This window comes from Embleya sp. NPDC050154, from assembly GCF_044460165.1.
Lineage (GTDB): Bacteria > Actinomycetota > Actinomycetes > Streptomycetales > Streptomycetaceae > Embleya.
The window spans coordinates 361,912-385,616 of sequence record NZ_JBITJP010000008.1 but is presented as its reverse complement, the minus strand read 5'-3'; the positions used below and the strand labels follow the sequence as shown (position 1 = coordinate 385,616).

Annotated in this window: 20 protein-coding genes; 10 read left to right on the top strand and 10 right to left on the bottom strand. The window is 70.1% G+C overall.

Annotated elements, in window-relative coordinates:
- Together ACIBSV_RS19975 and clpB are read right to left on the bottom strand one after the other, a co-directional pair.
- A partial coding sequence (locus ACIBSV_RS19975; protein ID WP_395864705.1) for a (Fe-S)-binding protein occupies nt 1-1,701 on the bottom strand: 1,701 nt, incomplete at its 3' end.
- 360 nt (nt 1,702-2,061) lie between these two features.
- Nucleotides 2,062-4,683, bottom strand: a complete 2,622-nt coding sequence (gene clpB / locus ACIBSV_RS19970) for an ATP-dependent chaperone ClpB (RefSeq protein ID WP_395864703.1) — start codon at nt 4,681-4,683, stop codon at nt 2,062-2,064.
- Nucleotides 4,684-4,848: 165 nt separating this feature from the next.
- Here clpB and ACIBSV_RS19965 point away from each other — a divergent pair, with 165 nt between their 5' ends.
- Nucleotides 4,849-5,514: a nucleoside/nucleotide kinase family protein gene (locus tag ACIBSV_RS19965; protein ID WP_395864701.1), complete on the top strand. Its 666-nt coding sequence runs from the start codon at nt 4,849-4,851 to the stop codon at nt 5,512-5,514.
- A 28-nt stretch (nt 5,515-5,542) separates the two neighbouring features.
- Here ACIBSV_RS19965 and ACIBSV_RS19960 read toward each other — a convergent pair whose 3' ends face one another.
- From ACIBSV_RS19960 to dnaK, 5 genes are all read right to left on the bottom strand, one after another.
- The gene (locus ACIBSV_RS19960; RefSeq protein WP_395864699.1) at nt 5,543-7,372 is read right to left on the bottom strand and encodes a TIGR03767 family metallophosphoesterase; all 1,830 of its coding nucleotides are present in this window, start codon (nt 7,370-7,372) and stop codon (nt 5,543-5,545) included.
- 177 nt (nt 7,373-7,549) lie between these two features.
- Complete coding sequence (locus ACIBSV_RS19955) at nt 7,550-8,014, bottom strand: heat shock protein transcriptional repressor HspR (RefSeq protein ID WP_395864697.1); 465 nt, start codon at nt 8,012-8,014, stop codon at nt 7,550-7,552.
- Between the two features lies 1 nt (nt 8,015).
- The gene (gene dnaJ / locus ACIBSV_RS19950; protein WP_395864695.1) at nt 8,016-9,188 is read right to left on the bottom strand and encodes a molecular chaperone DnaJ; all 1,173 of its coding nucleotides are present in this window, start codon (nt 9,186-9,188) and stop codon (nt 8,016-8,018) included.
- A 121-nt stretch (nt 9,189-9,309) separates the two neighbouring features.
- A complete protein-coding gene (gene grpE / locus ACIBSV_RS19945) occupies nt 9,310-9,903 on the bottom strand; it encodes a nucleotide exchange factor GrpE (RefSeq protein WP_391589215.1) in 594 nt (197 codons plus the stop codon).
- A complete protein-coding gene (gene dnaK, locus ACIBSV_RS19940; protein ID WP_395864692.1) occupies nt 9,900-11,750 on the bottom strand; it encodes a molecular chaperone DnaK in 1,851 nt (616 codons plus the stop codon). The genes grpE and dnaK overlap by 4 nt, the downstream gene beginning before the upstream one ends.
- Before the next feature lie 325 nt (nt 11,751-12,075).
- Between dnaK and ACIBSV_RS19935 the strand changes: the two genes are divergently transcribed.
- The 4 genes from ACIBSV_RS19935 to ACIBSV_RS19920 all read left to right on the top strand — a co-directional run bounded on the left by ACIBSV_RS19935 (nt 12,076) and on the right by ACIBSV_RS19920 (nt 15,997).
- Nucleotides 12,076-13,137 (top strand): hypothetical protein, encoded by a 1,062-nt coding sequence (locus ACIBSV_RS19935; RefSeq protein WP_395864690.1) that lies wholly within the window; start codon nt 12,076-12,078, stop codon nt 13,135-13,137.
- A complete protein-coding gene (locus tag ACIBSV_RS19930; RefSeq protein WP_395864688.1) occupies nt 13,134-14,084 on the top strand; it encodes a hypothetical protein in 951 nt (316 codons plus the stop codon). The genes ACIBSV_RS19935 and ACIBSV_RS19930 overlap by 4 nt, the downstream gene beginning before the upstream one ends.
- 85 nt (nt 14,085-14,169) lie before the next feature.
- Nucleotides 14,170-15,000: a hypothetical protein gene (locus ACIBSV_RS19925; RefSeq protein ID WP_395864686.1), complete on the top strand. Its 831-nt coding sequence runs from the start codon at nt 14,170-14,172 to the stop codon at nt 14,998-15,000.
- Nucleotides 15,001-15,043: 43 nt separating this feature from the next.
- Nucleotides 15,044-15,997 (top strand): hypothetical protein, encoded by a 954-nt coding sequence (locus ACIBSV_RS19920; protein WP_395864684.1) that lies wholly within the window; start codon nt 15,044-15,046, stop codon nt 15,995-15,997.
- A 58-nt stretch (nt 15,998-16,055) separates the two neighbouring features.
- Here the strand turns inward: ACIBSV_RS19920 and ACIBSV_RS19915 are convergent, their stop codons facing one another.
- Nucleotides 16,056-16,418: a cupin domain-containing protein gene (locus ACIBSV_RS19915; RefSeq protein ID WP_395864682.1), complete on the bottom strand. Its 363-nt coding sequence runs from the start codon at nt 16,416-16,418 to the stop codon at nt 16,056-16,058.
- A gap of 115 nt (nt 16,419-16,533) precedes the next feature.
- On the opposite strand from ACIBSV_RS19915, the gene ACIBSV_RS19910 reads away from it, so the two are divergent.
- On the top strand, nt 16,534-17,622 hold the full coding sequence (locus ACIBSV_RS19910) for an RNA ligase (ATP) (RefSeq protein WP_395864680.1): 1,089 nt from the start codon (nt 16,534-16,536) through the stop codon (nt 17,620-17,622).
- A 79-nt stretch (nt 17,623-17,701) separates the two neighbouring features.
- On the top strand, nt 17,702-18,190 hold the full coding sequence (locus ACIBSV_RS19905) for a YbjN domain-containing protein (RefSeq protein ID WP_395864678.1): 489 nt from the start codon (nt 17,702-17,704) through the stop codon (nt 18,188-18,190).
- A 69-nt stretch (nt 18,191-18,259) separates the two neighbouring features.
- On the opposite strand, the gene ACIBSV_RS19900 is transcribed toward ACIBSV_RS19905, so the two are convergent.
- Nucleotides 18,260-19,417 carry a pyridoxal phosphate-dependent aminotransferase gene (locus tag ACIBSV_RS19900; RefSeq protein ID WP_395864676.1) on the bottom strand — a complete coding sequence of 386 codons (1,158 nt, stop codon included), beginning with the start codon at nt 19,415-19,417 and terminating at the stop codon, nt 18,260-18,262.
- 230 nt (nt 19,418-19,647) lie between these two features.
- Here ACIBSV_RS19900 and ACIBSV_RS19895 point away from each other — a divergent pair, with 230 nt between their 5' ends.
- The 3 genes from ACIBSV_RS19895 to ACIBSV_RS19885 all read left to right on the top strand — a co-directional run bounded on the left by ACIBSV_RS19895 (nt 19,648) and on the right by ACIBSV_RS19885 (nt 22,398).
- Nucleotides 19,648-20,154: a DUF2617 family protein gene (locus ACIBSV_RS19895; RefSeq protein WP_395864674.1), complete on the top strand. Its 507-nt coding sequence runs from the start codon at nt 19,648-19,650 to the stop codon at nt 20,152-20,154.
- A 71-nt stretch (nt 20,155-20,225) separates the two neighbouring features.
- Nucleotides 20,226-20,651 (top strand): DUF350 domain-containing protein, encoded by a 426-nt coding sequence (locus ACIBSV_RS19890; protein WP_395864672.1) that lies wholly within the window; start codon nt 20,226-20,228, stop codon nt 20,649-20,651.
- Nucleotides 20,652-20,826: 175 nt separating this feature from the next.
- Nucleotides 20,827-22,398, top strand: a complete 1,572-nt coding sequence (locus ACIBSV_RS19885; protein WP_395864670.1) for a polyamine aminopropyltransferase — start codon at nt 20,827-20,829, stop codon at nt 22,396-22,398.
- Between the two features lie 21 nt (nt 22,399-22,419).
- Here ACIBSV_RS19885 and ACIBSV_RS19880 read toward each other — a convergent pair whose 3' ends face one another.
- Nucleotides 22,420-23,616 (bottom strand): lipid II:glycine glycyltransferase FemX, encoded by a 1,197-nt coding sequence (locus ACIBSV_RS19880; RefSeq protein WP_395864668.1) that lies wholly within the window; start codon nt 23,614-23,616, stop codon nt 22,420-22,422.
- Between the last annotated feature and the right edge of the window lie 89 nt (nt 23,617-23,705).

The window sequence follows — 23,705 nt, the reverse complement described above, 5'->3', positions numbered from 1 at the left end:
GGTGTTGAAGCAGTGCGGACACGTGGTCACGATCCGCTTGCGCGGGGCGTCCTCCAACGCCGCGTTCAACGTCGCCACGTTCTGCGCCGCGAGCATCTGGAAGACCACCTCCGAGCCCAGCCGGCGCGCCGAGTCCCCGGTGCAGGACTCCTCCTTGCCCAGGATCCCGTACCGCACGCCCGCGATGTGCAACAGCTCCGCGAACGCCTTCGTGGTCTTCTTCGGCCCGTCCGCCAACGCCCCCGCGCAACCCACCCAGTACAGGTACTCCAACTCCGCGGGTTCCACGTCCTGCCCGACGATCGGGACCTCGATCCCCGTCGCCTTCCTCAGTTCCTTGACCCAGTCCAGGCGGGCCTTGGTGGCCACGCCCCACGGGTTGCCCTTGTTCTCCAGGCCCTTGAGCATCGTCGCCGCCTCGGAGGGGAACGCGCTCTCGATCAACACCTGGTACCGGCGCATGTCCACGATGTGGTCCACGTGCTCGATGTCCACCGGGCACTGCTCCACACACGCCCCGCACGTGGTGCACGACCACAACACGTCCGGGTCGATCACCCCGTTCTCCTCCGCCGTGCCCACCAGCGGACGCCCCGCCTCGGCCAGCGCGGACGCGGGCACCCTCGCCAACTGCTCGGGGGTGGCCCGCTCGTTGCCCTCCTCGTCCCGACCGCCACCCGCCAGCAGATACGGGGCCTTGGCGTAGGCGTGCTCGCGCAACGACATGATCAACAACTTCGGCGACAACGGCTTGCCCGTGTTCCACGCCGGACACTGCGACTGGCACCGACCACACTCGGTACACGTGGAGAAGTCCAACAGACCCTTCCACGTGAAATGCTCGATCTGCGACACCCCGAACACCGCATCCTCGGCCGGGTCCTCGAAATCGATCACCTCGCCACCCGAGCGCATCGGCGCCAACGCACCCAACGCGACACCACCATCGGCATCACGCTTGAAATAGATGTTGAAGAACGCCAGGAACCGATGCCAGGCCACACCCATACTCGGGTTCAGCCCGATCGTCACCGCCCAGGCGCCGGTCGCGGTGAGCTTGATCATCGCGGTCAGGTAGACCAGGTTCTCCAGCGTGGACTCGCCCAGGTCCTGGAAGGCCAGGCTGAGCGGGTACGACGCGAAGAAGCCCGCCTCGTAGTGGTCCACCCCGAGCAGGGCGGCCTCCAGGGCGCGCAGCGTCAGGATCGCGAGGCCGATCACCAGGATCGTCCACTCGACGTAGTACGCCTGCCACGACACCGAGCCGGCGAAGCGCGACTTGCGGCCCGGGCGCGAGGGCAGGCTCAGCTGCCGGATGACCATCAGCACCACGATGCCGACGAACGTGGCGAGCGCGATGAACTCGGTGAACAGCTCGTACGGCAGCCAATCGCCGATGAGCGGGAACACCCAGTGCGCGTCGAAGAGCTGCACGATGGCGGTGATGATGGTCAGGCCGAGGGTCAGGAAGCCGACGGCCACGAACCAGTGGGCCACGCCGACGACGCCCCACTTGAGCATTCGGGTGTGGCCGAGGAACTCCCGGCCGAGGGTCGCGGTGCGCTGCGCGGGCTGTCCGGTTCGGCTGCCGTCCGGCTGGCCTACCTGGACGAAGCGGTAGATATGCGCGACGGCGCGCGCCGCGAGCGCGGCGCCGACCACCAAGGTGACCAGCGAGATCACGATCGCTGCGAGCTGCATGGGCGTTCGGCTCCTCCGGTGGGACGTCCCTTCCGGGGCGTGTATCGGCCGACAGCGTACGGCCGTGCGGGCATCTTACCCGCTGGTAACTTAACCACTGCGTCGATGATATCTGTCACGCTGGACGCTACCGGCTTCGCGGGTTTTGTCCGCTTCATCCGGTGCTAGGCGATCTTGTCGTGCCGCGCATGGCGCACCATCCTCGGCGCACCGCGTGACCGGAGCCGACCCGACCGAACCCCCGACGTGTGACGCACCGTCAGATAACTCCGCATGCATGCTGCCATGCCGAAGCGCCGGGACCCGCAACAGGTCCCGGCGCCGTGGCATTCGTGGCCGACTCGGCCCCGAACCCGCTCGTCAGAGCGTCTTCGCCGGCACCCGCTCCTGCGGCTGCACCACCAGCGTGTCGCTCGCCTCGTCCAGGTCGACCACGACCGTGTCGCCGTCGTCGATCTCGCCGGCGAGCAGCGCCCGGGCCAGCTTGTCGCCGATGGCGGTCTGGATCAGCCGGCGCAGCGGCCGCGCGCCGTACGCCGGGTCGTACCCGGTCAGCGCGAGCCACTCGCGGGCCGCGTCGGTCACCGTCAGGGTGATCCGGCGGTCCTTGAGCCGGGCGCCGAGCCGATCGACCTGGAGTCCGACGATGTGTGCGAGTTCCGCCGTGCCGAGTGCGTCGAAGAGCACGATGTCGTCGAGCCGGTTGAGGAATTCCGGCTTGAACGCGTTGCGAACCACGTCCATCACCAGGTTCTGCTGCTGCTCCCGGGACAGCGCCGGGTCGACCAGGTACTGGGACCCCAGGTTCGAGGTCAGGATCAGCACCACGTTGCGGAAGTCCACCGTGCGGCCCTGGCCGTCGGTCAGCCGCCCGTCGTCGAGCACCTGGAGCAGGACGTCGAAGACCTCGGGATGGGCCTTCTCCACCTCGTCCAGGAGCACCACCGAGTACGGCCGGCGGCGGACCGCCTCGGTCAACTGGCCGCCCTCCTCGTAGCCCACGTAGCCGGGCGGCGCGCCGACCAGGCGGGCGACCGAGTGCTTCTCCGCGTACTCCGACATGTCGATCCGCACCATCGCGCGCTCGTCGTCGAAGAGGAAGTCGGCGAGCGACTTGGCCAACTCGGTCTTGCCCACACCGGTCGGGCCCAGGAAGAGGAAGGAGCCGGTCGGGCGGTCCGGGTCGGCGATGCCGGAGCGGGCCCGGCGTACCGCGTCGGAGACCGTCGCCACGGCCGCCTTCTGGCCGATCAGCCGGCGACCCAGCTCGTCCTCCATCCGCAGCAGCTTGCCACGCTCGCCCTCCAGGAGGCGGCCGGAGGGGATGCCGGTCCAGGACGAGACCACGTCGGCGACGTCGTCCGGGCCGACCTCCTCCTTGACCATCGCGGTGCCGTGCGTGCCCCGGTCGCCCTCGGTCGCGGCGGCCTCGGCCAGCTCGCGCTCCAGGGTCGGGATCTGGCCGTACATCAGCTTCGAGGCGGTCTCGAAGTCGCCGTCCCGCTGGGCCCGCTCGGCCTCGCCGCGGGCCGCGTCCAGGCGTTCCTTGAGCTCGCCGACCCGGTTCAGGCCGGCCTTCTCCTGCTGCCAGCGCGCGGTCAGCCCGCTGAGTTGCTCCTGCTTGTCCGCGAGGTCCTTGCGCAGTCGCTCCAGCCGGTCCCGGCTGGCCGCGTCGGTCTCCTTGGCCAGCGCCATCTCCTCCATCCGCAGCCGGTCCACCGAGCGCTGGAGTTCGTCGATCTCGACGGGGGAGGAGTCGATCTCCATCCGCAGCCGCGACGCCGCCTCGTCGACCAGGTCGATCGCCTTGTCGGGGAGGAAGCGCGCGGTGATGTAGCGGTCGGAGAGGGTGGCCGCGGCGACCAGGGCCGAGTCGGCGATCTGCACCTTGTGGTGCGCCTCGTACCGGCTCTTGAGGCCGCGCAGGATCGCGATGGTGTCCTCGACGCTGGGCTCGCCGACGAACACCTGCTGGAACCGGCGCTCCAGCGCGGGGTCCTTCTCGATGTGCTTGCGGTACTCGTCCAGCGTGGTCGCGCCGACCAGGCGCAGTTCGCCGCGCGCGAGCATCGGCTTGAGCATGTTGCCCGCGTCCATCGAACTGTCGCCGGTCGCGCCCGCGCCCACCACGGTGTGCAGTTCGTCGATGAAGGTGACGACCTGGCCGTCGCTGGACTTGATCTCGTTCAGGACCGCCTTCAGCCGCTCCTCGAACTCGCCGCGATACTTCGCGCCCGCGACCATCGCGCCCAGGTCGAGCGCGATCAGCCGCTTGTCGCGCAGCGACTCGGGCACGTCGCCCGCCACGATCCGCCTGGCCAGGCCCTCGACGACGGCGGTCTTGCCGACGCCGGGCTCACCGATCAGGACCGGGTTGTTCTTGGTCCGGCGGGACAACACCTGGACCACCCGGCGGATCTCCGAGTCGCGGCCGATCACCGGGTCCAGCTTGCCGTCGCGGGCCTCCTCGGTCAGGTCGCGGCCGTACTTCTCCAGGGCCTGATAGGTACTCTCCGGGTCCTGGGAGGTGACCCGGGCGCTGCCGCGCACCGCCTTGAAGGAGTCGAGCAGCGCCTGCGGCGTGGCGCCCGCGTCGCGCAGCGCCTCGGCGACCGGGCCGGAGCGGCCGGACGCGAGACCGACCAGGACGTGCTCCGTGGACACGAACGTGTCGCCGAGCTTGTCGGCCTGCTTCTCCGCCTCGTCGAGCGCGAGCATCGTCTCGCGGGCGAGCTGCGGAGCGGCCACCGTTGAGCCGGACGCGCTCGGCAGGCGATCGGAAATCTGGACGGCCGCGACCTTCAGGAGCGGCACGTCCACACCGGCCGCGCCCAGCAGCGGGACCGCGATCCCCTCGGGCTGTTCGAGCAGGGCGAGCAGCAGATGCGCGGGCTCCACCTGGGGGTGTCCCGCCGCGGAAGCCTTGCGGATGGCGACCGAAAGGGCCTCTTGGGCCTTGGTGGTGAGCTTCTGTGCATCCATGTGAGGTGTGCGACTCCTTCGCTTCGGGCACGCGATGTCACGGCCATCATTCCGTCCGTGTCGTGTCCGTATGGCACCCGAACGGTCCTTTGACTGTGGCAACCACAACTAAGTTGAGTCTATTCCACTCAACCGTGCGTCGCTCCGGATGCCTAGACTGCGGACATGCCAGATGTGTCCGGTGCCCTCGAAACACTCGACGCGCTCGCGGATGCGGCGGTACGGCTGATTCCGGCGGCGCCCGGGGCCGATCGGGTCGTGCTCGGCCTCGCCGGTCCGCCGGGTGCCGGGAAGTCCACGCTCGCCGGCCGCCTGGTGCGCGCGATCGAACAGCGGGTCGGCGTCGGTACCGCCGCCTATGTGCCGCTCGACGGGTTCCACCTCTCGAACGTGCAGCTCAAGCGGATCGGCCGACTGCACCGCAAGGGCGCCGTGGACACGTTCGACGTGTGGGGCTACGCGACCACGCTGGCCCGTGTGGTGCACGAGGTGGACCGGGACGTGTACGTGCCGGACTACGACCGCACGCTGCACGAGCCGGTCGCGGCGCGGCACGTGGTCCGCCCCGGCACCCGGATCGTGGTGACCGAGGGCAACTACCTGGCACTGGACGCTCCCGGCTGGACCGACGCCTACTGCCTGATGACCGAGGTCTGGTACGTGCACGCCTCGGACCGGGTCCGCGACGAGCGGCTGACCAGGCGCCAGCGCCGGGGCGGTCGCAGCGTCGGCGAGGCGATGGCCTGGGTCGCCGGCAGCGACCGTCCCAACGGCGAACTGGTCAAGCGCTCCAAGTCACGCTGCGCCCGCGTGGTGACGGTGGTCTGGTAGACCGCCGGACTCGGCGGACCCGCCTGCTCTACGTGAGCCACGCCGGCGTCGGCACCAGCAGTTCCACGTTGCGGTCCTCGATCCGACCGCGCCGACCGTCCACCTTCGCGTCCGGGCGATCGCGCTCGTGCCAGTCGTTGCCCGCGAGTTCGCGGGCCAGCGCGGCCAGTGCGACCGGGGTGTCCAGCTTGCCGCCGTTGGACTCCGGCCCGGCCGAGTCGACGATGGTGCCGAAGACGGACAGTGTGCCGTTGCGGTTGTCCCCGATCTCCACGATCCGCGCCTGCGAGGGCCAGTCGATGTGCGACGCGGTGTTGACCTCCCAGAAGCCTCCGGGAGCGGCGAAGCCGGCCGGGCGCGGGTGCGGCTTCACGTGGTTGTCGTGGGTGTGCCCGTTCACCCACAGCACGACGTTCGGGAAGCGCAGCAGCAGCGACAAGACCTCGGGGCCCAGGATTCGCGCGGGCTGCCCCGGGGGCACCGTGCGGTTCACCATCGTCTCGATGGTGTGGTGGCTGAACAGCACGAACAGCTTGTCCTGGCCGGTGCCTTGGACCACCTTGCCCTGCTCGTCCAGGTAGCTGGAACTGCCCTTCATCAGGTGGTCCTGGAGCCACGCGAACTGGGTCGGGTCCAGGCAGCCGGAGTCCAGGCCGTACTGGTTCACCGTGTCCAGGACCAGGCAGCGCACCTGACCCTGGTCGAAGCTGTAGTACGCGGTCTTGGCGTCGATGTTCTGCTGGGTGAAGCCGTGGCCCTTGGGCAGGCCGGTGGTGTTGAAGTGCTCCTTGATCGTCTCCGCGCGGTCGATCAGCCGCCGGTCCGGGTCGGCGGTGACCTTGCGCTTGGGGCCCGACATCAGCGCGGCAAGCGCGTCCGGCTTGCCGCTCTGCAGTCCGACCGCGAGCGCGACGACGGTCTCCTTCGCGGATATGTCCAGCACCTTCTCGTCGCCGACCGCGACCTTGCCCAGCAATTCGTTGACCGGCAGGTTGCCCTGGACCAGCCCGTCGTGGTTGCCGTACGCGGTGTACCACGGGGTCTTCAGGCCGGTCGCCTCGAACGGACGCCGGCACGCGTCGAGCAGACCCGGCACGGTGGGGAAACCGAACTCGCGCCTGGGCAGGTCGTCCTTCTGTCCGGCCGGCGTGCCGTCCGGGTGCCAGTAGCGGTCGTTGTACGCGACCGCGTCCATCGGGCCCTCGTACTTGTTCCGGTCGCCCGAGTCGGGGGTGACCTTCTTGCCGCCGTCGAGCACGTCGATGTACCAACGCAGCTCGTTGAACTGGATGTTGTCGGTGTTGTCGCCCGTGCAGATGGTGAACGCCAGGGGTTGGCCCAGCGCCGGGCCCTTGCCGATCCGGTTGAGGGACTGCACCATCGCCTCGGCGATCTGCGCCGTCAGCACCTCCTGCGGGCGGTACGACGACTGGAACGGCAGCAGCTTGGCGAACGGCTGGTCCTTGTCGCTGTGCCGGTCCAGGAAGTCCACCCGCGCGGTCGACTGGGAGTCCTGGATGTGGATGTCCGTCAGTTGGGTGAAGGCCACCAGGGGTCGGCTCTTCGTCTTGTCGCCGGGACCGGCGCCGGGGGCCAACTCGTTGCGCAGCAGGTGCGGTTCGCCGGGGCCGGCGACCACCTTGCGGTAACCGCCCGGGCCGGGCGGGCCGAGCAGCAGGGTGCGCTCCAGGGTGGTGCCGGCCGCGCCTGCGGCGCCGCCCGAGGTCGGGGCGCCGGGCTTGGGCGCGTCGCTCGACTTGTTGACCGGCGACTCCTCGGCGTCGGTGCACGCCGCCGCTCCCAGCAGTGCCGCGCCCGCGGCCGAGTACTTCAGGACGTCCCGACGATTCGGCTTCATGCGGCGACCCTACTGACGCGTATTGAGCGGCATCAAGGATGTGCCGAGGCCACCCGAACGCCCGCCCCGCACGAAACGGCGGGCCGACCCCCGCGAACGAGGCCGCGGCCCACACGGACGAAGGGGCGCGGCCGAAGCCCCGCCCCTCCCGGATCTCGTGCGGCCCGTGCGCCGGCGTCAGTCGGTGCGCCCGCGCCTGGGCTTCCACACCACGAGCGCGGTGCCCGCCTGCGGCCGGACCGGGACCAGATCGCGTCGGTAGGACGCGTGTACGGCCGCCTCGCGCCGGGCGCTCGCGTCCGTCGCCTCGTGCAGCGCGTGCTCCAACTCGGCCACCCGCACGCTCAGCGCGAGCACCTGGTTCTCCAGCTCCAGGATCCGCTTGATCCCGGCGAGGTTGATGCCGGCCTCCTGGGAGAGCCGCTGCACCTCGCGCAACTGGACGATGTCGCGGGCGGAGTAGCGCCGCCCGCGACCGGCCGTGCGGTCCGGCGAGACCAGGCCGAGTCGGTCGTACTGGCGCAGCGTCTGTGGATGCAGGCCGGACAGTTGCGCGGCCACCGAGATCACGTAGACCGGAGAGGTCTCGTCGATCTCGTAGCCACGCCGCCCGCCGTCGCCGCCCAAGCCGCCCGGTCGCATGTCATGCCCCCTTCGCCGCGTCCAACAGATCGGCTCGGGGATCGTGCGCGACGGTCGCCTCGCGGAACGCCTCCAGCGCCTCGCGCGCCTTGTCGTTCAGCTGCTGTGGGACCGTCACCTCGACGGTGACCAGGAGGTCGCCCCGAGTGCCGTCCTTGCGTGCCGCACCGCGCCCGCGGACGCGCAGCGTGCGGCCGTTGCCCGTGCCCGCGGGGAGCTTGAGCGTGACCGGGATGCCGCCCAGGGTGGGCACGGTGACCTCCGCCCCCAGCACCGCCTCCGGAAAGGTGACCGGCACGGTGACGGTGAGGTTGTCGCCCTTGCGGCCGAATACGGAGTGCGTCTTGACGTGCACCACGACGTACAGGTCGCCGGAGGGGCCGCCGCGCTCGCCGGGAGCGCCCTTGCCCTTGAGCCGGATCCGCTGTCCGTCCTGAACCCCGGCCGGGATCCGGACCTGCATCGTGCGCGAACTCTTGGCCCGACCGCTGCCGTTGCACACGATGCACGGGTCGTCCACCAGCAGCCCGCGGCCCTTGCAGTCGCGGCACGGCTCGGAGAAGCCGAAGCCGCCCTGCGGACGGCTGACGTTGCCCGAACCCGCGCAGGTGGGACACATCCGCGGGGTGGTGCCCGCGGCCGCGCCCGTGCCGTTGCAGTGCCGACACGGCTCGGAGCTGGTCAGCCGGATCGGGACGGTCGCGCCGTCCACCGCGTCCGCGAAGCCGAGGGTGACCTCGGACTCCACGTCCGAGCCGCGTCGGGGCTGCTGCCGTCCGGTCTGCCGACCGCCGCCGAACAGCCCGCCGAAGATGTCGCCCAGGCCGCCGGTGTTGCCCGCGCCGCCCTGCTGGCCACCGAAGATGTCGCCGAGGTCGAAGGGGAAGCCGCCGGCCCCGCCCTGCCCGCCGCCGGGGCCGCGGAAGCCACCCCCGCTGCCGAACAGGGTCCGTGCCTCGTCGTACTCCTTGCGCCGCTTGTCGTCGGCGAGCACGTCGTAGGCTTCCGAGATCTCCTTGAACCGCTCCTCCGCCTTGGTGTCACCCTTGTTCTTGTCCGGGTGGAACTCGACGGCGAGCTTACGGTAGGCCTTCTTGATCTCGGCGGTGCCGGCGTCCTTGGGGACGCCGAGCACCTTGTAGTAGTCCTTCTCCAGGTAGTCCTTCGTACTCATGCGCCCCTCGCCGATCGGGTCGGGGTGCCCTCGTGCTCCGAGCGCCCGTTTCCGGATCCACTCCACCCGCGCATCGGCGTCCCTCCTCTCCGCTTCTCGTTGTCTGGTTCCCGGTGACGGTTCAGCTTCCGGCCGCTTCGCCCGACTCCTCCGGACCGCCCTCGGCGTCCGCTGTGGGCTCCGCGACCGCCACCCGCGCCGGACGGATGATCCGCTCGCCGACCTGGTAGCCGGGCTGCAGGATCTCCACGCACGTGGGCTCGGTGACATCGGTCGCGTACGAGTGCAGCAGCGCCTCGTGCACCGTCGGGTCGAACGGGTCGCCCTTGGAACCGAAGCTCTGCAGCCCCATCTTGGCCACGATCGACTCCAGCGACTCGGCGACCGACTTGAAGCCGCCCGCCAGTTCGCCGTGGTCCCGGGCCCGACCGATGTCGTCGAGCACCGGCAGCAGTTCGCTCAGCACCTTGATGGCGGCCAGTTCGCCCGCCACGTTGCGGTCCCGCTCGACGCGCTTGCGGTAGTTCGCGTACTCGGCCTGGAGCCGTTGCAGGTCGGCGGTGCGCTCACCGAGCTGGTTGCGCAGCTCGGCGGCCTCCGCCGCCCCGGGGGCCGGGGCCGCCGCCGAGGCGGCGGTCCCGGTTTCCGGCTTCGGCTCTGTCTCTTGGGCGTCGCCCGGGACGGCGCCGTGGTTCGAGCCGGTCCCTTCGGTCACGCAGCACCGCCCTTACGGTCCTCGTCGACGATCTCGGCGTCCACGACGTCGTCGTCGGCAGTGTTGCCCGCGCCGTCGCCGGGCGAACCGGCCGCGCCCTCGGTACCGGGCTGCGCGTTCGCGTACATCGCGGTGCCCAGCTTCTGGCTCGTGGTGCTGACCTTCTCCGCGGCGTCGCGGATCGCGGCCAGGTCCTCGCCCTTGAGCGCGTCCTTGAGCTCGGTGAGCGACGTCTCGACCTCGGTCTTGACGTCGGCGGGCACCTTGTCGCTGTTGTCCTTGATGAACTTCTCGGTGGTGTACACCAGTTGCTCGGCCTGGTTGCGGGTCTCCGCGGCCTCGCGACGCTGGTGGTCCTCCTCCGCGTGCGCCTCCGCCTCGCGCATCATCCGGTCGATGTCGTCCTTCGGCAGGCCCGAGCCGCCGGTGATGGTCATCGACTGCTCCTTGCCCGTGCCCAGGTCCTTCGCGGACACGTGCACGATGCCGTTCGCGTCGATGTCGAAGGTGACCTCGATCTGCGGCAACCCGCGCGGGGCCGGCGGCAGACCGGTCAGCTCGAACATGCCGAGCTTCTTGTTGTAGGAGGCGATCTCGCGCTCACCCTGGAACACCTGGATCTGCACCGACGGCTGGTTGTCCTCGGCCGTGGTGAAGATCTCCGAACGCTTGGTCGGGATCGTGGTGTTGCGCTCGATCAGCTTGGTCATGATGCCGCCCTTGGTCTCGATACCAAGCGACAGCGGCGTCACGTCCAGCAGCAGGACGTCCTTGACCTCACCCTTGAGCACACCGGCCTGAAGCGCGGCGCCGACGGCGACGACCTCGTCCGGGTTGACGCCCTTGTTCGGCTCCTTGCCACCGGTGAGCTCGCGCACCACGTCGGCCACGGCCGGCATCCGGGTCGAGCCGCCGACCAGGACGATGTGGTCGATCGCCGAGAGCGGGATGCCCGCGTCCTCGATGACCTTCTGGAACGGCACCTTGGTGCGGTCGAGCAGGTCCTGCGTGAGCTGCTGGAACTGGGCGCGGGTGAGCTTCTCGTCCAGGTGCAGCGGGCCCTCGGCCGAGGCCGTGATGTAGGGCAGGTTGATCGAGGTCTCCATCGAGGAGGACAGCTCGATCTTGGCCTTCTCCGCCGCCTCGCGCAGGCGCTGGAGGGCCATCTTGTCCTTGGACAGGTCCACACCGTGCGCGTTCTGGAACTGCTTGACCAGGTGGTCCATGACCCGCTGGTCCCAGTCGTCGCCGCCGAGGTGGTTGTCACCATTGGTGGCCTTGACCTCGACCACGCCGTCGCCGATCTCCAGGAGCGACACGTCGAACGTGCCGCCGCCGAGGTCGAAGACGAGGATGGTCTGCTCGTCGGCCTTGTCCAGGCCGTACGCCAGCGCCGCCGCGGTGGGCTCGTTGACGATGCGCAGCACGTTCAGACCGGCGATCTCGCCGGCCTCCTTCGTGGCCTGCCGCTCGGCGTCGTTGAAGTACGCCGGCACGGTGATGACCGCGTCGGTGACCTTCTCGCCCAGGTAGGCCTCGGCGTCGCGCTTGAGCTTCATCAGGATGCGGGAGCTGATCTCCTGCGCGGTGTACTTCTTGTCGTCGATCGCCACGGACCACGTGGTCCCCATGTGACGCTTGACGGACCGGATGGTCCGGTCGACGTTGGTGACGGCCTGACGCTTGGCCACCTCGCCGACCAGAACCTCACCGTTCTTCGCGAAGGCAACCACGGACGGTGTGGTCCGCGACCCCTCCGCGTTGGTGATGACGGTCGACTCGCCGCCTTCCAGAACGCTGACGACGGAGTTCGTCGTACCGAGGTCGATACCGACCGCACGTGCCATGATTCGGTTCCTCCACGGGGAGAGTTGAGTGTTTGTCGCTCAAGGATGAGCCGTCGGGTGCAACCGGTCAAATCGCTTGAGTATTCCTGACTCAACTTTAGTGCCTCGCGACGTGTGAGGGGCGGGTTCGAAGGCATGCTGTCGCCACCCGGACGCTCGGCGTCATCGAAACGTTGTGCGCCTCCGGAGACTTATTTAGGTGAATGTCGCCACAAACGACACCCTTGACGCCTGCAGCCTCTTCATGCGCATGGCAGCATGTCGTGGCGCCTGATGCCTGCAAGCGAACGCCAGGCCAAACCCGAGATCCGAGGGGGACCTCCCGATGAGCGATGGTCAGGGCTATCCGCCTGTGCCACCGATGCCGCCCGGCCCACCACCGGGACCACCGGGACAACAGGGACAGCCGGGCCCGCCACAGGGTGGCTATCCGCAGCAGGGCGGCTACCCGCCGCCTGCCGGTTATCCGCAACAGCAGCAACAACAGGGCGGGTTCCAGGAGCCCGACGGTTACCCGTACCCGCAGTACAGCCAGTACGGCCACTACCAGCAGTACGCGCAGAACCCGGTCCCGCTGGGTCCGGACGGCCGGCCGCCGCGCGGTGGGCGCAGCAAGAAGGTGATCGGCACCTGGATCGCCGGTGTCACCGGCGCCGTGGTCGCGTCCGTCGTGGTCGCGGTGGTCGGCTTCGACGACCCGACCGACAAGAAGGACCCGGACGCGCAGAAGTCGGCGCCCGCGCCGATCGTGACCGGCAAGGTGGCCGCTCCGAGCAACAGCGCGGCCGCCGGGCCCAAGAAGGCCGACATCACCAACCAGCTCAAGATCCCGGACACGCTGCCGCCGATCACCGGACCCAAGATCAGCGGCATCTCGGTGGATCCGAAGACCTGGCCCAAGGCCTGCGATCTGCTGACGGACGACGAGATCAAGTCGGTCATCCCCGAGGGGACCATCCGCGAGCGCAAGAGCTTCATGGGCCGGTACTCGAACCTGCTCGGCAAGAGCGTGAACGACAACGAGTGCGACATCACGCTCGACCTGCCGAACCAGCAGTCCTCGGACTACCCCGCGAAGATCAACGTCACCACGTACGGCTACAAGACGCCGGCCGAGGAGAAGGCCTCCTTCGCGAAGGAGAAGACGCAGTCCGAGACGGCCACCAAGCCCTACCCGGACCAGTACGACGACATCCCGGCCGACAAGATCGGGGTGGACGGGTCGTTCCGGGACAACCGCACGATCCAGATCTCCAAGAACGGCTTCCGGGTCTGGGTCACCCTGTCGGCCCAGCTGGAGGACTCGCAGGGCAACCCGCTCAAGAGCAACACCATGGTGCGTCAGTACGGCCCGTCGATGGCCGCGGTGGTCGGGCAGAAGCTGTGAGCGGTGGGTGGCAGCAGGGACCGGGCGGGCCGCCGCACGGGCAGTATCCGCAGCAGCAGCCGGGGTTCGGGCAGCAGCAGGGCTACGTGCCGCAGCAGCCCGGCTACCCGCCTCCGCAGCCGGGCTACGGGCCGCCGGGACACTACGGGCCGCCCGGCCGGCCGTACGGGCCGCCGGACCCGCCGCGTCGGGGCAACCGGCTCGCGCTGTGGGCCGCGATCGCGGTCGTGCTCGTCGGTGCCGGCGTCGGCGGCTTCGTGCTGCTGAACAAGGACGACGACTCGGACACCGCCAAGCCCAACCCGACTTCGGTGGCACCGGCCGCGAGCGGCGGCGGCAAGAGCGGCGATTCCAAGGCCGGGCAGAGTGCCGAGCCGCTCGAGCGTCCGATGGTTTTCCCCGCAGCGCCGCCCGCCGACGCCGGGGCAAAATTCAACGCGACCAACGACGGCAAGACCTGGCCGAAGGCGTGCGACATGCTGTCGGACGCGCAGATCGGGAAGGTCGTCAAGGGCGCCACGGTCAAGACCAGGAAGTCCGACACGACCGTTTCGGTCAAGTACGACTTCCCGGGCGCGGCCGATAATCAGTGCAGGTTCGAACTGTCCGTGCCGGACCCGAACAATCCGAAGTATCCGTCGTACGCCAGGATCGAGCTCACACTGCACGAGGTGAGCACCCCGGCGACCGCGAAGGGCCACTACGGCGACACCAAGAAGAACCGGGGGCGCAAGCCGTTCGGCGTGTTCGAGGAACTCGGCACGAAGCTGGGCACCGACGACGCGTTCCGCGACGACTCGTACATCTGGTTCCACAAGGGTCCGTACTACGTGGAGCTGTACGTGTCCTCCGGACTGGAGGGTCCGGGCGGGGCGAAGTTGGCGGACGACGACGCCGTCAAGCAGTACGGGCCGACGCTCATCGGTTACCTCGTGGCACGGATGTAACCCGCGGTACCGCAGCATCGGCGACAGCGCATCGGAACAGCGCATCGGAACAGCGCATCGGAACAGGCATCGGGAGGATACGGGGATGGTACGAATCGGGAACCCAGGAGGGAACCAGTACGGCGGGCCGCAGCAGCAGCCGCAGTACGGTCATCCCGGGATGTACCAGCAGCCGTACCCGCCGCAGCCGCCGCCGCGCCGGAGCAAGCTGAAGCCCATTCTCGGCTGGGTCGGCGTGGTGGTCGGCGGTGTGCTGGCCACCGTCGCCGCGTCGTACATCGTCGACGAGATCAACAAGAAGAACGACAAGGGCGACAAGCCGGTGGCCGAGAACGGGGTCGCCTTCCCCGACGGCTACACCCCGCCGCCCGGGGTGGCGTTCGTCGACGGCGCCAAGTTCCGGGCGTCGGGGGACACCGGGACGTGGCCGGACGCGTGCACGATGTTGTCCGACAAGGAGATCCAGAACGCGGTCCCCGACGCGAGCATCGTCGGGGCGCGCGAGGGTCGCAAGGGCGCCAAGACGCCCCGGAACTACGAGTGCACGGTCAAGCTCAAGCTGCCCAACCTCCAGGACCCGGCCACGCCGGCCAAGCTGACCATGACCATCAAGGCGATCGGCGACGCCGCCCCGGTCAAGGACATGTACGAGAAGGCCAAGGCGGAGGCGGCTCCCTTCACCGGCTACGAGGACCTGGCCAACAAGCTGTTCGTACAGGACGCGTTCCGCCAGAACGGCAAGCTCAACCTGTACAAGCAGGGCGCCAAGCCGGATTCGCCCGGCTACTACGTGGTCCTGGACGTCAGCGCGCAGACCAAGGAATCGACGGGCGCGAACGAAGCACCCGACGCCTGGACCAAGAAGGCCGGACCGGCCCTCGTGCGCGTCCTCAACATCAAGATGACGGACGACTGATTCGCCGTCGTCCCTCGACGGTTCGTCCCCACGGGAGCTCTCGATGACCGGCCAGTACAACAGCCCGAACTCCGGCCAATACTCCGGCCAGGGGCCCGGCTATCCGCCGCCGGGCGGCTACGGCCAACAGCCGCCGCCCGGCCAGTACGGCGGGCCGCCGGGCCAGTACGGGCCGCCGCCCGGGTACGGCCCGCCCGGCTATCCGCCGCCGTATCCGCCGGAGCCGCCGCGCCCCAACCGCCGCAAGCAGGTCTTCAGTTGGCTGGCGGTGCTCGCGGGGGGCACCGCGGCGACGGTGATCGCCGCGCTGTTGATCAACGGCACGGACGGCAAGAAGAACGAGGCGGTCAAGCTGCCGCCCACGGAGTCCGTGCGCAAGCTGGAGAGCTTCGACCCCAAGGCGGTCCAGAACGCTCCGAGCGCTCCTCCCGCGTCCAAGGAGGCCTCGCGTCCCTCGGCGCCGCCCGCGCCCAAGAGCGGTGGCAAGTTCGCCCCCGTGGCGACCGACATGTCCACCTGGCCGGACGTGTGCGACCTGATCACCCCCGAGGAGATCGCCAAGGTGATCCCCGAGGTGACCACCCAGGAGGAACAGGGCACCGCCAAGGCCGCCGGTTCGTATGCCTCCCGCGGCCCGGCGCTGCGCAGCACGACCTGCCTCTACACGGTGAACACCAAGCGGGGCTTCGGCTACAGCAACGTGATCAAGCTGACCATCGAGATCAGGAACATCGACGCCCCCAAGGAACTCGACTACATCTGGAACCTCAACAAGAACGGCGCGCAGCGGATCCAGTCCGACTTCAAGGCGATCACCGCACCGGGCGTCGACGACGCCTACTACGCCGTGCAGAAGGTGCGCCTGCGCAAGGGACAGTACGACCTGCAGGTCGACGCGACGGGCAGTCTCACCATGGAGGGCACCGACCGGCCCTGGATGAATTGGCAGAGCGAACTGCTCCCGAAGTTCGTCGCGACCATCAGCGCCAAGATCTGACCGGACGCGCCCGGGACCCCGGCGGGTCGCGGCGATCGCCACCCGCCGGGCGCACGGCCTACTCGTCGCGGTGGACCGTTTCGGGGGCGAAGCCGGGGAGGCAGACGGCGATGTAGTCGGCGCCCTCGGAGTTCCCGGTGCTGTAGCGGACCCACTCGCCGGCGGGTGTGTGGATGCCCTGGCCGGCGGCGACCTCCTGGACACCGCCCTCGAACTCGACGGTCAAAACGCCGCGCAGGACCACCGTGTACTCGTCGAACTCGGGGCGCTGGCCCGGTTCCTCCCAGCCGCCGGGGCTGGTCATGTGCGCGATGCTGAGCGCCCGGTCGCCGGTGTTGACCCGGCCGACGTACTCGCGAATGGTCTTGGGGATGTTGCCGGCGGCCTCGACGACCGTCGGCTTCTCGATGAAGTTCGGCATGTGTCCCATCCTGTACCGGGACGCCGGTAAATCGTTGGCGGCCCCGCCCGGGCACTTGGGACCGTGGAGTCGACGGGGAAGACACCCCTGTGCGGTTTCGGGGAAGGGGCGACGCATGTCCACACTCAAGGTCACGGCCGAACGGTTGGTGGTGCACGAGCACCCCAACGCGGACGCGCTGGAGCTGGCCCAGGTCGGCCTGTACCGAGCCGTCGTCGCGAAGGGCGCCTACGTCACCGGTGACGTCGCGGTGTACATCCCCGAGCAGGCGGTGCTGCCGGACCCGCTGATCGACGAGCTCGGCCTCACCGGGCGGCTCGCCGGGTCGGCCAAGAACCGGGTTCGGGCGATCCGGCTGCGCGGCGAGCTCTCGCAGGGCATCGTCTGCCGGCCGAGCGCGCTCGAGGGCCGGGACCTGTCGGCCGCGCTCGCCGGTGACGAGGACTTCGCCGAGGTGCTGGGCATCGTCAAGTGGGTGCCGCCCATCCCCGTGCACATGAGCGGCGAGATCGTGCCCGCCGCCGACCTGCTGCCGTGGGTCGACATCGAGAACGTGCGCCGCTACCCGGAGTTGTTCACGGCCGGAGAGCCGGTGGTGGCGACCGAGAAGATCCACGGCACCGCGTGCCTGTACACCTACGTGGCCGACACCGGTGAGAGCTTCGTGTCCTCGAAGGGCTTCGGTGCCAGGTCGCAGGCGCTGGTCCGGGACGAGCACAACCTGTACTGGCGCAGCGTGCTCGCGCACCGGCTGCCCGAGGCCGCCGCGGAGTTGGCCGCGCGGTACGGCGCGGCCCGGGTGGGCGTGTTCGGCGAGGTGTTCGGGCAGGGCGTACAGGACCTGGGGTACGGCGCGCAGGGTCGGTCGGAGCTGCCGGGCTTCGCGGTGTTCGACGTCGCGCTCGCGGACGCCGGCGGCGCGGTACGCCGGGTGGACGCCGAGCGACTCGCCGAACTGCTCGGCGGCTTGCAGACGGTGCTTCCGATGGTGCCGACGCTGTATGCCGGGCCCTACGACGAGGCCGCGCTGCTGGCCCTGGCGGAGGGCCGGGAGACCGTCTCGGGCACCGCCGCGCACCTGCGCGAGGGGATCGTGATCCGCCCGGCTCGCGAGCGGTACAGCGACGTGGTCGGCGGGCGGGCGATCGGCAAGATCGTCTCCGCGGCCTACCTCACCCGTAAGGGTGGCACCGAATACGAATGAGGCCTCGCGCGCTGGGGCCTACCGCTCTGGGCCGAATGAGAGAGGATGGCGTCCATACGTCTGGAGAGGATCTTTTTTCATGAGCATCGACCCGTCCTCGCTTCCGAGGTCGACCTTCGTCCCGGCCGCACCGGTCGTCAAGCCGTCGGCGGACCTGATCAACCAGGTTCTCGACGAGCTCCAGGTGAACCACTTCACCGACGAGGAAGGCGACATCTGCGCGCCCTGGGACGGCTTCCGCGTCTACTTCATGCTGCGCGGCGACAAGCAGGAGATCTTCACGGTCCGAATGTTCCTCGACCGTGAGTTCGAACCGGCGGAGCGCCCGCGGATGCTGGAGCAGCTCGACGAGTGGCACCGCCAGTTCTTCTGGCCCAAGGTCTACACGCACGAGCACGAGGGGAAGCTGCGTCTGATCGGCGAGGCTCAGCTCGACTGCGAGCCCGGCATCAACCGCGAGCTGTTCGTGTTCACCACGCGCGCGTGGATCAGCACGTGTATCTCGTTCGCGAACTGGATCAACGAGCAGTTCGGCCCCGAGGACAAGCCGGCCGACGGCCAGGCGTAGTCCGACGGCGCGTGTGTGGGGGCCGTCGGCCCCCACACGTACGCCGGTGCCCGTGCGGGCGGGCCCGGCTCAGCCGGTCGCCGCGAGCCGCTTGGCGGCCTCCTCCAACACCTCGACGCGCTTGCAGAAGGCGAACCGCACCAGCGGTCGGCCGACCTCGACGTCGTCGAAGAAGACCACCTCCGGAATCGCGACCACACCGCGCAGTTCGGGCAGCCGACGGCAGAAGTCGAGGCCGTCCGCGTAGCCCAGCGGGGTGATGTCGGTGGTGGTGAAGTAGGTCCCTTGCGGTTCGTAGACGGTCAGTCCGGCCGCGCGCAGGCCGCCGCCGAGCAGGTCGCGCTTGTACCGCAGGTCCTCGCGCAGCCCGTCGAAATAGGCGTCCGGCAGCCGCAGGGCGTGTGCGATGGCGGGCTGGAACGGCGCGCCCGAGGTGTAGGTCAGGAACTGCTTGGTCGTGCGTACCGCCGCGATCAGCTCCCGCGGCGCGCACACCCAGCCGATCTTCCAGCCGGTGAACGAGAAGGTCTTGCCCGCCGACGAGACGGTGACGGTGCGCTCGCGCATGCCGGGCAGTCCGGCGATCGGGATGTGCTCGCCGTCGTAGACGAGGTGTTCGTAGACCTCGTCGGTGACCACGATCAGGTCGTGCTCGATCGCGATGGCGGCGATCGACTCCAGTTCGGTCCGGGTGAGCACGGTGCCGGTCGGGTTGTGCGGGCTGTTGAGCATGATCACCCGGGTGCGGTCGGTGACCGCCGCGCGCATCTCGTCCGGGTCCGGGCGGAAGTACGGGGGGCGCAGGGTGACGCCGACGCGGCGTGCGCCGGCCATCGCGATGCACGCGGCGTACGAGTCGTAGAACGGTTCGAGCGCGATCACCTCGTCGCCGGGCTCGAGCAGCGCGAGCAGGGTGGCCGCGATCGCCTCGGTCGCGCCGGTGGTGATCAGCACCTCGGAGTCGGGGTCGAAGGTCTGCCCGCGAAAGCGCTGCCGGTGCTCGGCCACCGCCAGGCGCAGGTCCGGGATGCCGTCGCCCGGTGGGTACTGGTTCACGCCGTCGCGCATGGCGGCGACCGCGATCTCGATCACCTCCGCCGGGCCGTCGGTGTCCGGGAAACCCTGGCCGAGGTTGATCGCGCCGGTGCTGCGCGCGAGCGCGGACATCTCGGCGAAGATCGTGGTGCCCAGGCCGTCCAGGTGTCGGGCCAACAGCGGTCGGTTCATCCGTACGGCTCCTTCGCGGGGGTTGGTCTACCCGCCCATCCTCGCGTGCCGGATGGTCCGGTCCACAGGGTGTCCTTCACCCGTTCGTGTCAATGCCTTTCACCTTTACGGGTGACGACGCTGTGCCTTTGGGCGCCTACCGTGAGTCATGTCCCCTGGTTTGCAGCCGATTGTCGCCCCCGGGAGCCTCCCGTGGGTCTTCCCCGTTGCCCGGACAGATGAGCGCGAGAATGCACGCCACACTCACCACCACGTACACCGACACCCGCGCGGACGCCCTCGGCTGGTGCCTGGGCCTGCCGGCGCTCCCCGCGTTGGCCGAGCGCCATGTCGAAATCGGAGGGCTGAAGCTGGAGCTGCGGTTGCTGGGCGCGTCGCACCAGATGCTGATCACTCCCGACCGGGGGGAGGGCGACGCGGTGTCGGAGACCGTCGCGTGCCTGCCGGGCGCGGCCACCCCGTTGCCCGCCCGGGCGGCCACCCGGCTCGGCCGGTGGGAATACGAATTCACCGCGTTGACCCAGCGGTTGGAGGACGCCGCGTTCGTCGCCCGCGTGCGCGAGATCGTGGCCCTGGCGACCGGGCACCGATACGGCCTGATCGGCGAATACCCCGGGCTGCCGTACGCGGTCACCGCGATGGTGGTCGAGGGTTGTGGGGCCGGTGCGGTCTGGTCCACGTGGCACACGTACCCGCAGGAGTGCCGAATCGTGAACACTCGAAGTCGCGCGATGTGACGATCGCACCAAACGATCCGACACAATGACGCCCCATCAGGTGATCCGACGACGATGGGGGACACGGCGCCATGTTCAGGGATCTCGCGGAGGGTGTCGGTTACGCGTTCGCCTACGGGGGCGTGGGCATCGTGCTCATGGTCCTGGGGTTCGTGCTCGTGGACCTGCTGACACCCGGCAACCTCGGTCGGCAGATCTGGATCGAACGCAATCGCAACGCGGCGCTGGTGCTCTCCTCGGCACTGCTCGGCGTCGGCATGATCGTCACCACGGCGATCGCGACCACCTACGAGGAGTTCGGCAAGGGGCTGGCCTCCACGGCGCTCTTCGGGGTCTCCGGGCTGATCCTGATGGCCATCGCGTTCCTGGTGATCGACCTGGTCACCCCGGGCCGCCTCGGTGCCACCGTGGTCGAGCGCGAACCGCACCCGTGCGTCTGGGTCACCGCGTCCTCCCAGATCGCGATCGCCGCGATCGTGTCGGCGTGTATCGCCTGAGCCGGGGGTCGGGCCCGGGCCGAGCCCGAGCCCGACCTCCGGCCCTGGGCCGGCTCGGCCCGGGGCGAGCCGGACCCGGCCCCGGGCCCGCCCACACGTCCCGCGCGTAACCGGTTCGGGTGAACCGTCGGCGCGTCCGACGACCCCTGAGCGCTCCGCGCCTACCGTGCTCGGGGTGACCTCCCCCGCGCCGCGCGCCCCCACCATCGTGCGCGCGTCCGCGGCCCGGGCCCGCCCGGCCGCGCTCGCCGCGGGGCCCGCGCGGTTCGTGGTCCTGCTCGCCGTGCTGGTCTGCGCGGCGTGCGGGCTGGTCTACGAACTCGCGCTGGCCGCGCTCGGCGGCACGCTCGGCGGCGACCCGGTGGTGGAGACCTCGATCGTGCTCTCGGTGATGGTCTTCGCGATGGGCGTGGGCGCGCTGGCCGCCAAGCCGCTCGCGCGCCGGGCCGCGGCGGCCTTCGTCGCCGCCGAGATCCTGCTCGCGGCGTGCGGTGGGATGTGCGCGACCGTGCTGTACGCGACCTTCGCCTGGTACGACGTCTACCGCTGGCCGATGATCGCCGTCGCGGCCGTGCTCGGGCTGCTGATCGGGGCGGAGATTCCGCTGCTGATGACGCTGGTGCAGCGGATCCGCCCGCAGGACGCGGGCAGCGCGGTGGCCGACCTGTTCGCGGCCGACTACGTGGGCGCGCTGATCGGCGGTCTGCTCTTCCCGTTCCTGCTGCTGCCGCACCTGGGCCAGTTGCGCACCGTCGTGCTCGCCGGCGTGATCAACGCGATCGCGGGCGCGCTCGTGGTGTTGTGGCTGTTCCGCACCGACCTGCCGGTCCGGCTGCGGGTGGTGATGTACGCGGCCGTGGCCGCGGTGCTCGCGCTGCTGGCCGGCACCTGGGCGTACACGCCCGCCTTCGAACGGGCGGCGCGCGAGGTGCTCTACGACGGGGACGTGGTGTCCGCGCGAGAGGACGTGGTGCTCACCCACACGGGCGCGGGTCCCGAGCTGTACGTGGCCGGCGAGCGGCGGGTCGCGGCCCCGGGCGCGAGCGAGACCGCGCAGGCGCTCGTGCACCCCGCGATGGCCGGCCGGCACGAGCGGGTGCTCGTGCTCGGCGGGGGCGACGGGCTGGCCCTGCGCGAGGTGCTGCGCTACGCGGCGGTGCGCGAGGTCGTGCTCGTGGTCTCGCGCGTCGCCGAGACGGCGCCCGCGCGGAGCGACCCGCGGTTGCGCGCGCTGGCCGGCGACGCGTTCGCCGACCCGCGGGTACGGGTGGTCGGGGCGGACGCGTTCGCGTGGGTGCGCGGCGCCGCGGAGCGCTTCGACGTGGTCGTGGCCGACCTGCCCGGGCCCACCGTCGGTGCCTCCGCGCGGCTGTACACGCAGGAGTTCTACGGCCTGACCCGGACCGTACTGCGCCCGGCCGGCCGGATCGTGGTGCACGCCCCCGCGCCGGACGCGCATCCTCGCGCGTACTGGTGCGCCGAGGCCGGTCTGCGCGCCTCGGGCCTGCGCACGGTGCCGTATCGGGTCAGCGTGCCGGGCCCGGCCGACCGGGGCTTCGTGCTCGCCGCGGTCGCGCCCGGCACGGGCCTGCGGGCCGCCGACGACGCCCCGGACCCGGCGGTGGTCCCGTTCCTGGCCGCCGACCGGCTGGCCCTGGCCGGGTGGTTCCCGCCGCACGAGGCACGCGTGGACGTGCCCCCGTCCACCCTGAACAACCCGCGCATCGCCGACTACGCGCGCGGCTGAGCGACAACCGCCGCCCGCTCCTCAGCGGATCGACATGTACGCCCGGAACGCCTTGTGCAGCGTGGGCAACACCGGGTACTCCCACTCGCCCAGGTTCTCCACGACCCGTCCGTTCGTACCCAGCTTCCAGCGCAGCACCCCGAACAGCCGGTCGTCCGGGTCGATCACCGGACTGACCCCGCGCATGTCGTAGACCGGCACGCCGCGTTCGTGCACGTCCCGGATCATCCGCCACTGCAACGCGTGGCTGGGCCGCACGCCGCGCCCGTGGTCGGTGGAGGCGCCGGTCTGGTACCAGACCCGCGAGCCCGCGCTGATCAGCGTGTGCGCCGCGAGCAGCCGATCCTCGAAGCGGGCCAGGTAGAGCTTCATCCGACCCGCCGACTCGGTGTTGAGCGCACGGAACTGGCGTTCGTAGTAGGGAAGCTCACGGCCGAGTCGGAACCCGTTGCGGCGCTCGGTGACCCGGAGCAGCTCGAAGAAGGCGGGCAGGTCCTCGTAGCCGCCCACGGTGATGTCCACCCCGGCCTTGCCGGCCTTGCCGATCGCGCGCTTCCACTCCTGGTTGAAGCCCGCCTTGACCTGATCCAACGACCGTTCCTGGAAGGGAAGTTCGAAGGTGTACCGGGGTTGCGCGTCGGCACCGTCGCCGGACGCGCGCCAGCCCAGGTCGCCCAACCGCAGCGCGACGGTGGCGCCCAGCGGGTCGATCTCGTCCGGGGTGACCCGGTCCAGGTGCTTGAGACCGTGCTTGACCGCGTCCTTGACGGTCTGCGCCTGCCACCGCCGGTGCGCCAGCGGCGGGCCCATCCGGACCGTGAACACATGCCGAGTGCGCATGTGTTCGATCAGCGGCGCCAACCACCGCTGCGGGTTCGGGTCGGTCCAGTCGATCACCGGACCCTCCGGGAGATACGCGAACCAGTACGGCACCTTGGGCATCTTGCGGTACAGCACCAGCGCCGACCCGACCACGACGCCGTCCGCGTCGTACCAGCCGATGCCCTCGCTGCGCCACGCCTCCTTGACCACGGCCCAGGACGGGTATTGCAGGAAGCCCGCGTCGCCGCGTCCGTCGAGATGGGCCAGGTGCACGTCGGGCGTCAGCGGGGCGACCCGCAGCCTCGGATCGCCGGCCGCGGCGGGCACCAGGGCCGCGGAGGCGGGCGCGGCGGGAACGGTCGAGCGCGCGGGCGGCGCCGGGAGCAGCGTGACCACGGGACGTCTCCTCGGGGACGGAGGGATGCGGGGTAGCCCCGCATCCCTTTAAGAGCCCGTGGCAGCGGGGTTTCGTCACCGGAAAATTC

What these genes read in the sequence shown, in the direction of transcription:
- clpB (WP_395864703.1), bottom strand. Translation starts at nt 4,683, where the DNA reads ATGGATGCACAGAAGCTCACCACCAAGGCCCAAGAGGCCCTTTCGGTC.
- ACIBSV_RS19965 (WP_395864701.1), top strand. Translation starts at nt 4,849, where the DNA reads ATGCCAGATGTGTCCGGTGCCCTCGAAACACTCGACGCGCTCGCGGAT.
- ACIBSV_RS19960 (WP_395864699.1), bottom strand. Translation starts at nt 7,372, where the DNA reads ATGAAGCCGAATCGTCGGGACGTCCTGAAGTACTCGGCCGCGGGCGCG.
- ACIBSV_RS19955 (WP_395864697.1), bottom strand. Translation starts at nt 8,014, where the DNA reads ATGCGACCGGGCGGCTTGGGCGGCGACGGCGGGCGGCGTGGCTACGAG.
- dnaJ (WP_395864695.1), bottom strand. Translation starts at nt 9,188, where the DNA reads ATGAGTACGAAGGACTACCTGGAGAAGGACTACTACAAGGTGCTCGGC.
- dnaK (WP_395864692.1), bottom strand. Translation starts at nt 11,750, where the DNA reads ATGGCACGTGCGGTCGGTATCGACCTCGGTACGACGAACTCCGTCGTC.
- ACIBSV_RS19935 (WP_395864690.1), top strand. Translation starts at nt 12,076, where the DNA reads ATGAGCGATGGTCAGGGCTATCCGCCTGTGCCACCGATGCCGCCCGGC.
- ACIBSV_RS19925 (WP_395864686.1), top strand. Translation starts at nt 14,170, where the DNA reads ATGGTACGAATCGGGAACCCAGGAGGGAACCAGTACGGCGGGCCGCAG.
- ACIBSV_RS19920 (WP_395864684.1), top strand. Translation starts at nt 15,044, where the DNA reads ATGACCGGCCAGTACAACAGCCCGAACTCCGGCCAATACTCCGGCCAG.
- ACIBSV_RS19915 (WP_395864682.1), bottom strand. Translation starts at nt 16,418, where the DNA reads ATGCCGAACTTCATCGAGAAGCCGACGGTCGTCGAGGCCGCCGGCAAC.
- ACIBSV_RS19910 (WP_395864680.1), top strand. Translation starts at nt 16,534, where the DNA reads ATGTCCACACTCAAGGTCACGGCCGAACGGTTGGTGGTGCACGAGCAC.
- ACIBSV_RS19905 (WP_395864678.1), top strand. Translation starts at nt 17,702, where the DNA reads ATGAGCATCGACCCGTCCTCGCTTCCGAGGTCGACCTTCGTCCCGGCC.
- ACIBSV_RS19900 (WP_395864676.1), bottom strand. Translation starts at nt 19,417, where the DNA reads ATGAACCGACCGCTGTTGGCCCGACACCTGGACGGCCTGGGCACCACG.
- ACIBSV_RS19895 (WP_395864674.1), top strand. Translation starts at nt 19,648, where the DNA reads ATGCACGCCACACTCACCACCACGTACACCGACACCCGCGCGGACGCC.
- ACIBSV_RS19890 (WP_395864672.1), top strand. Translation starts at nt 20,226, where the DNA reads ATGTTCAGGGATCTCGCGGAGGGTGTCGGTTACGCGTTCGCCTACGGG.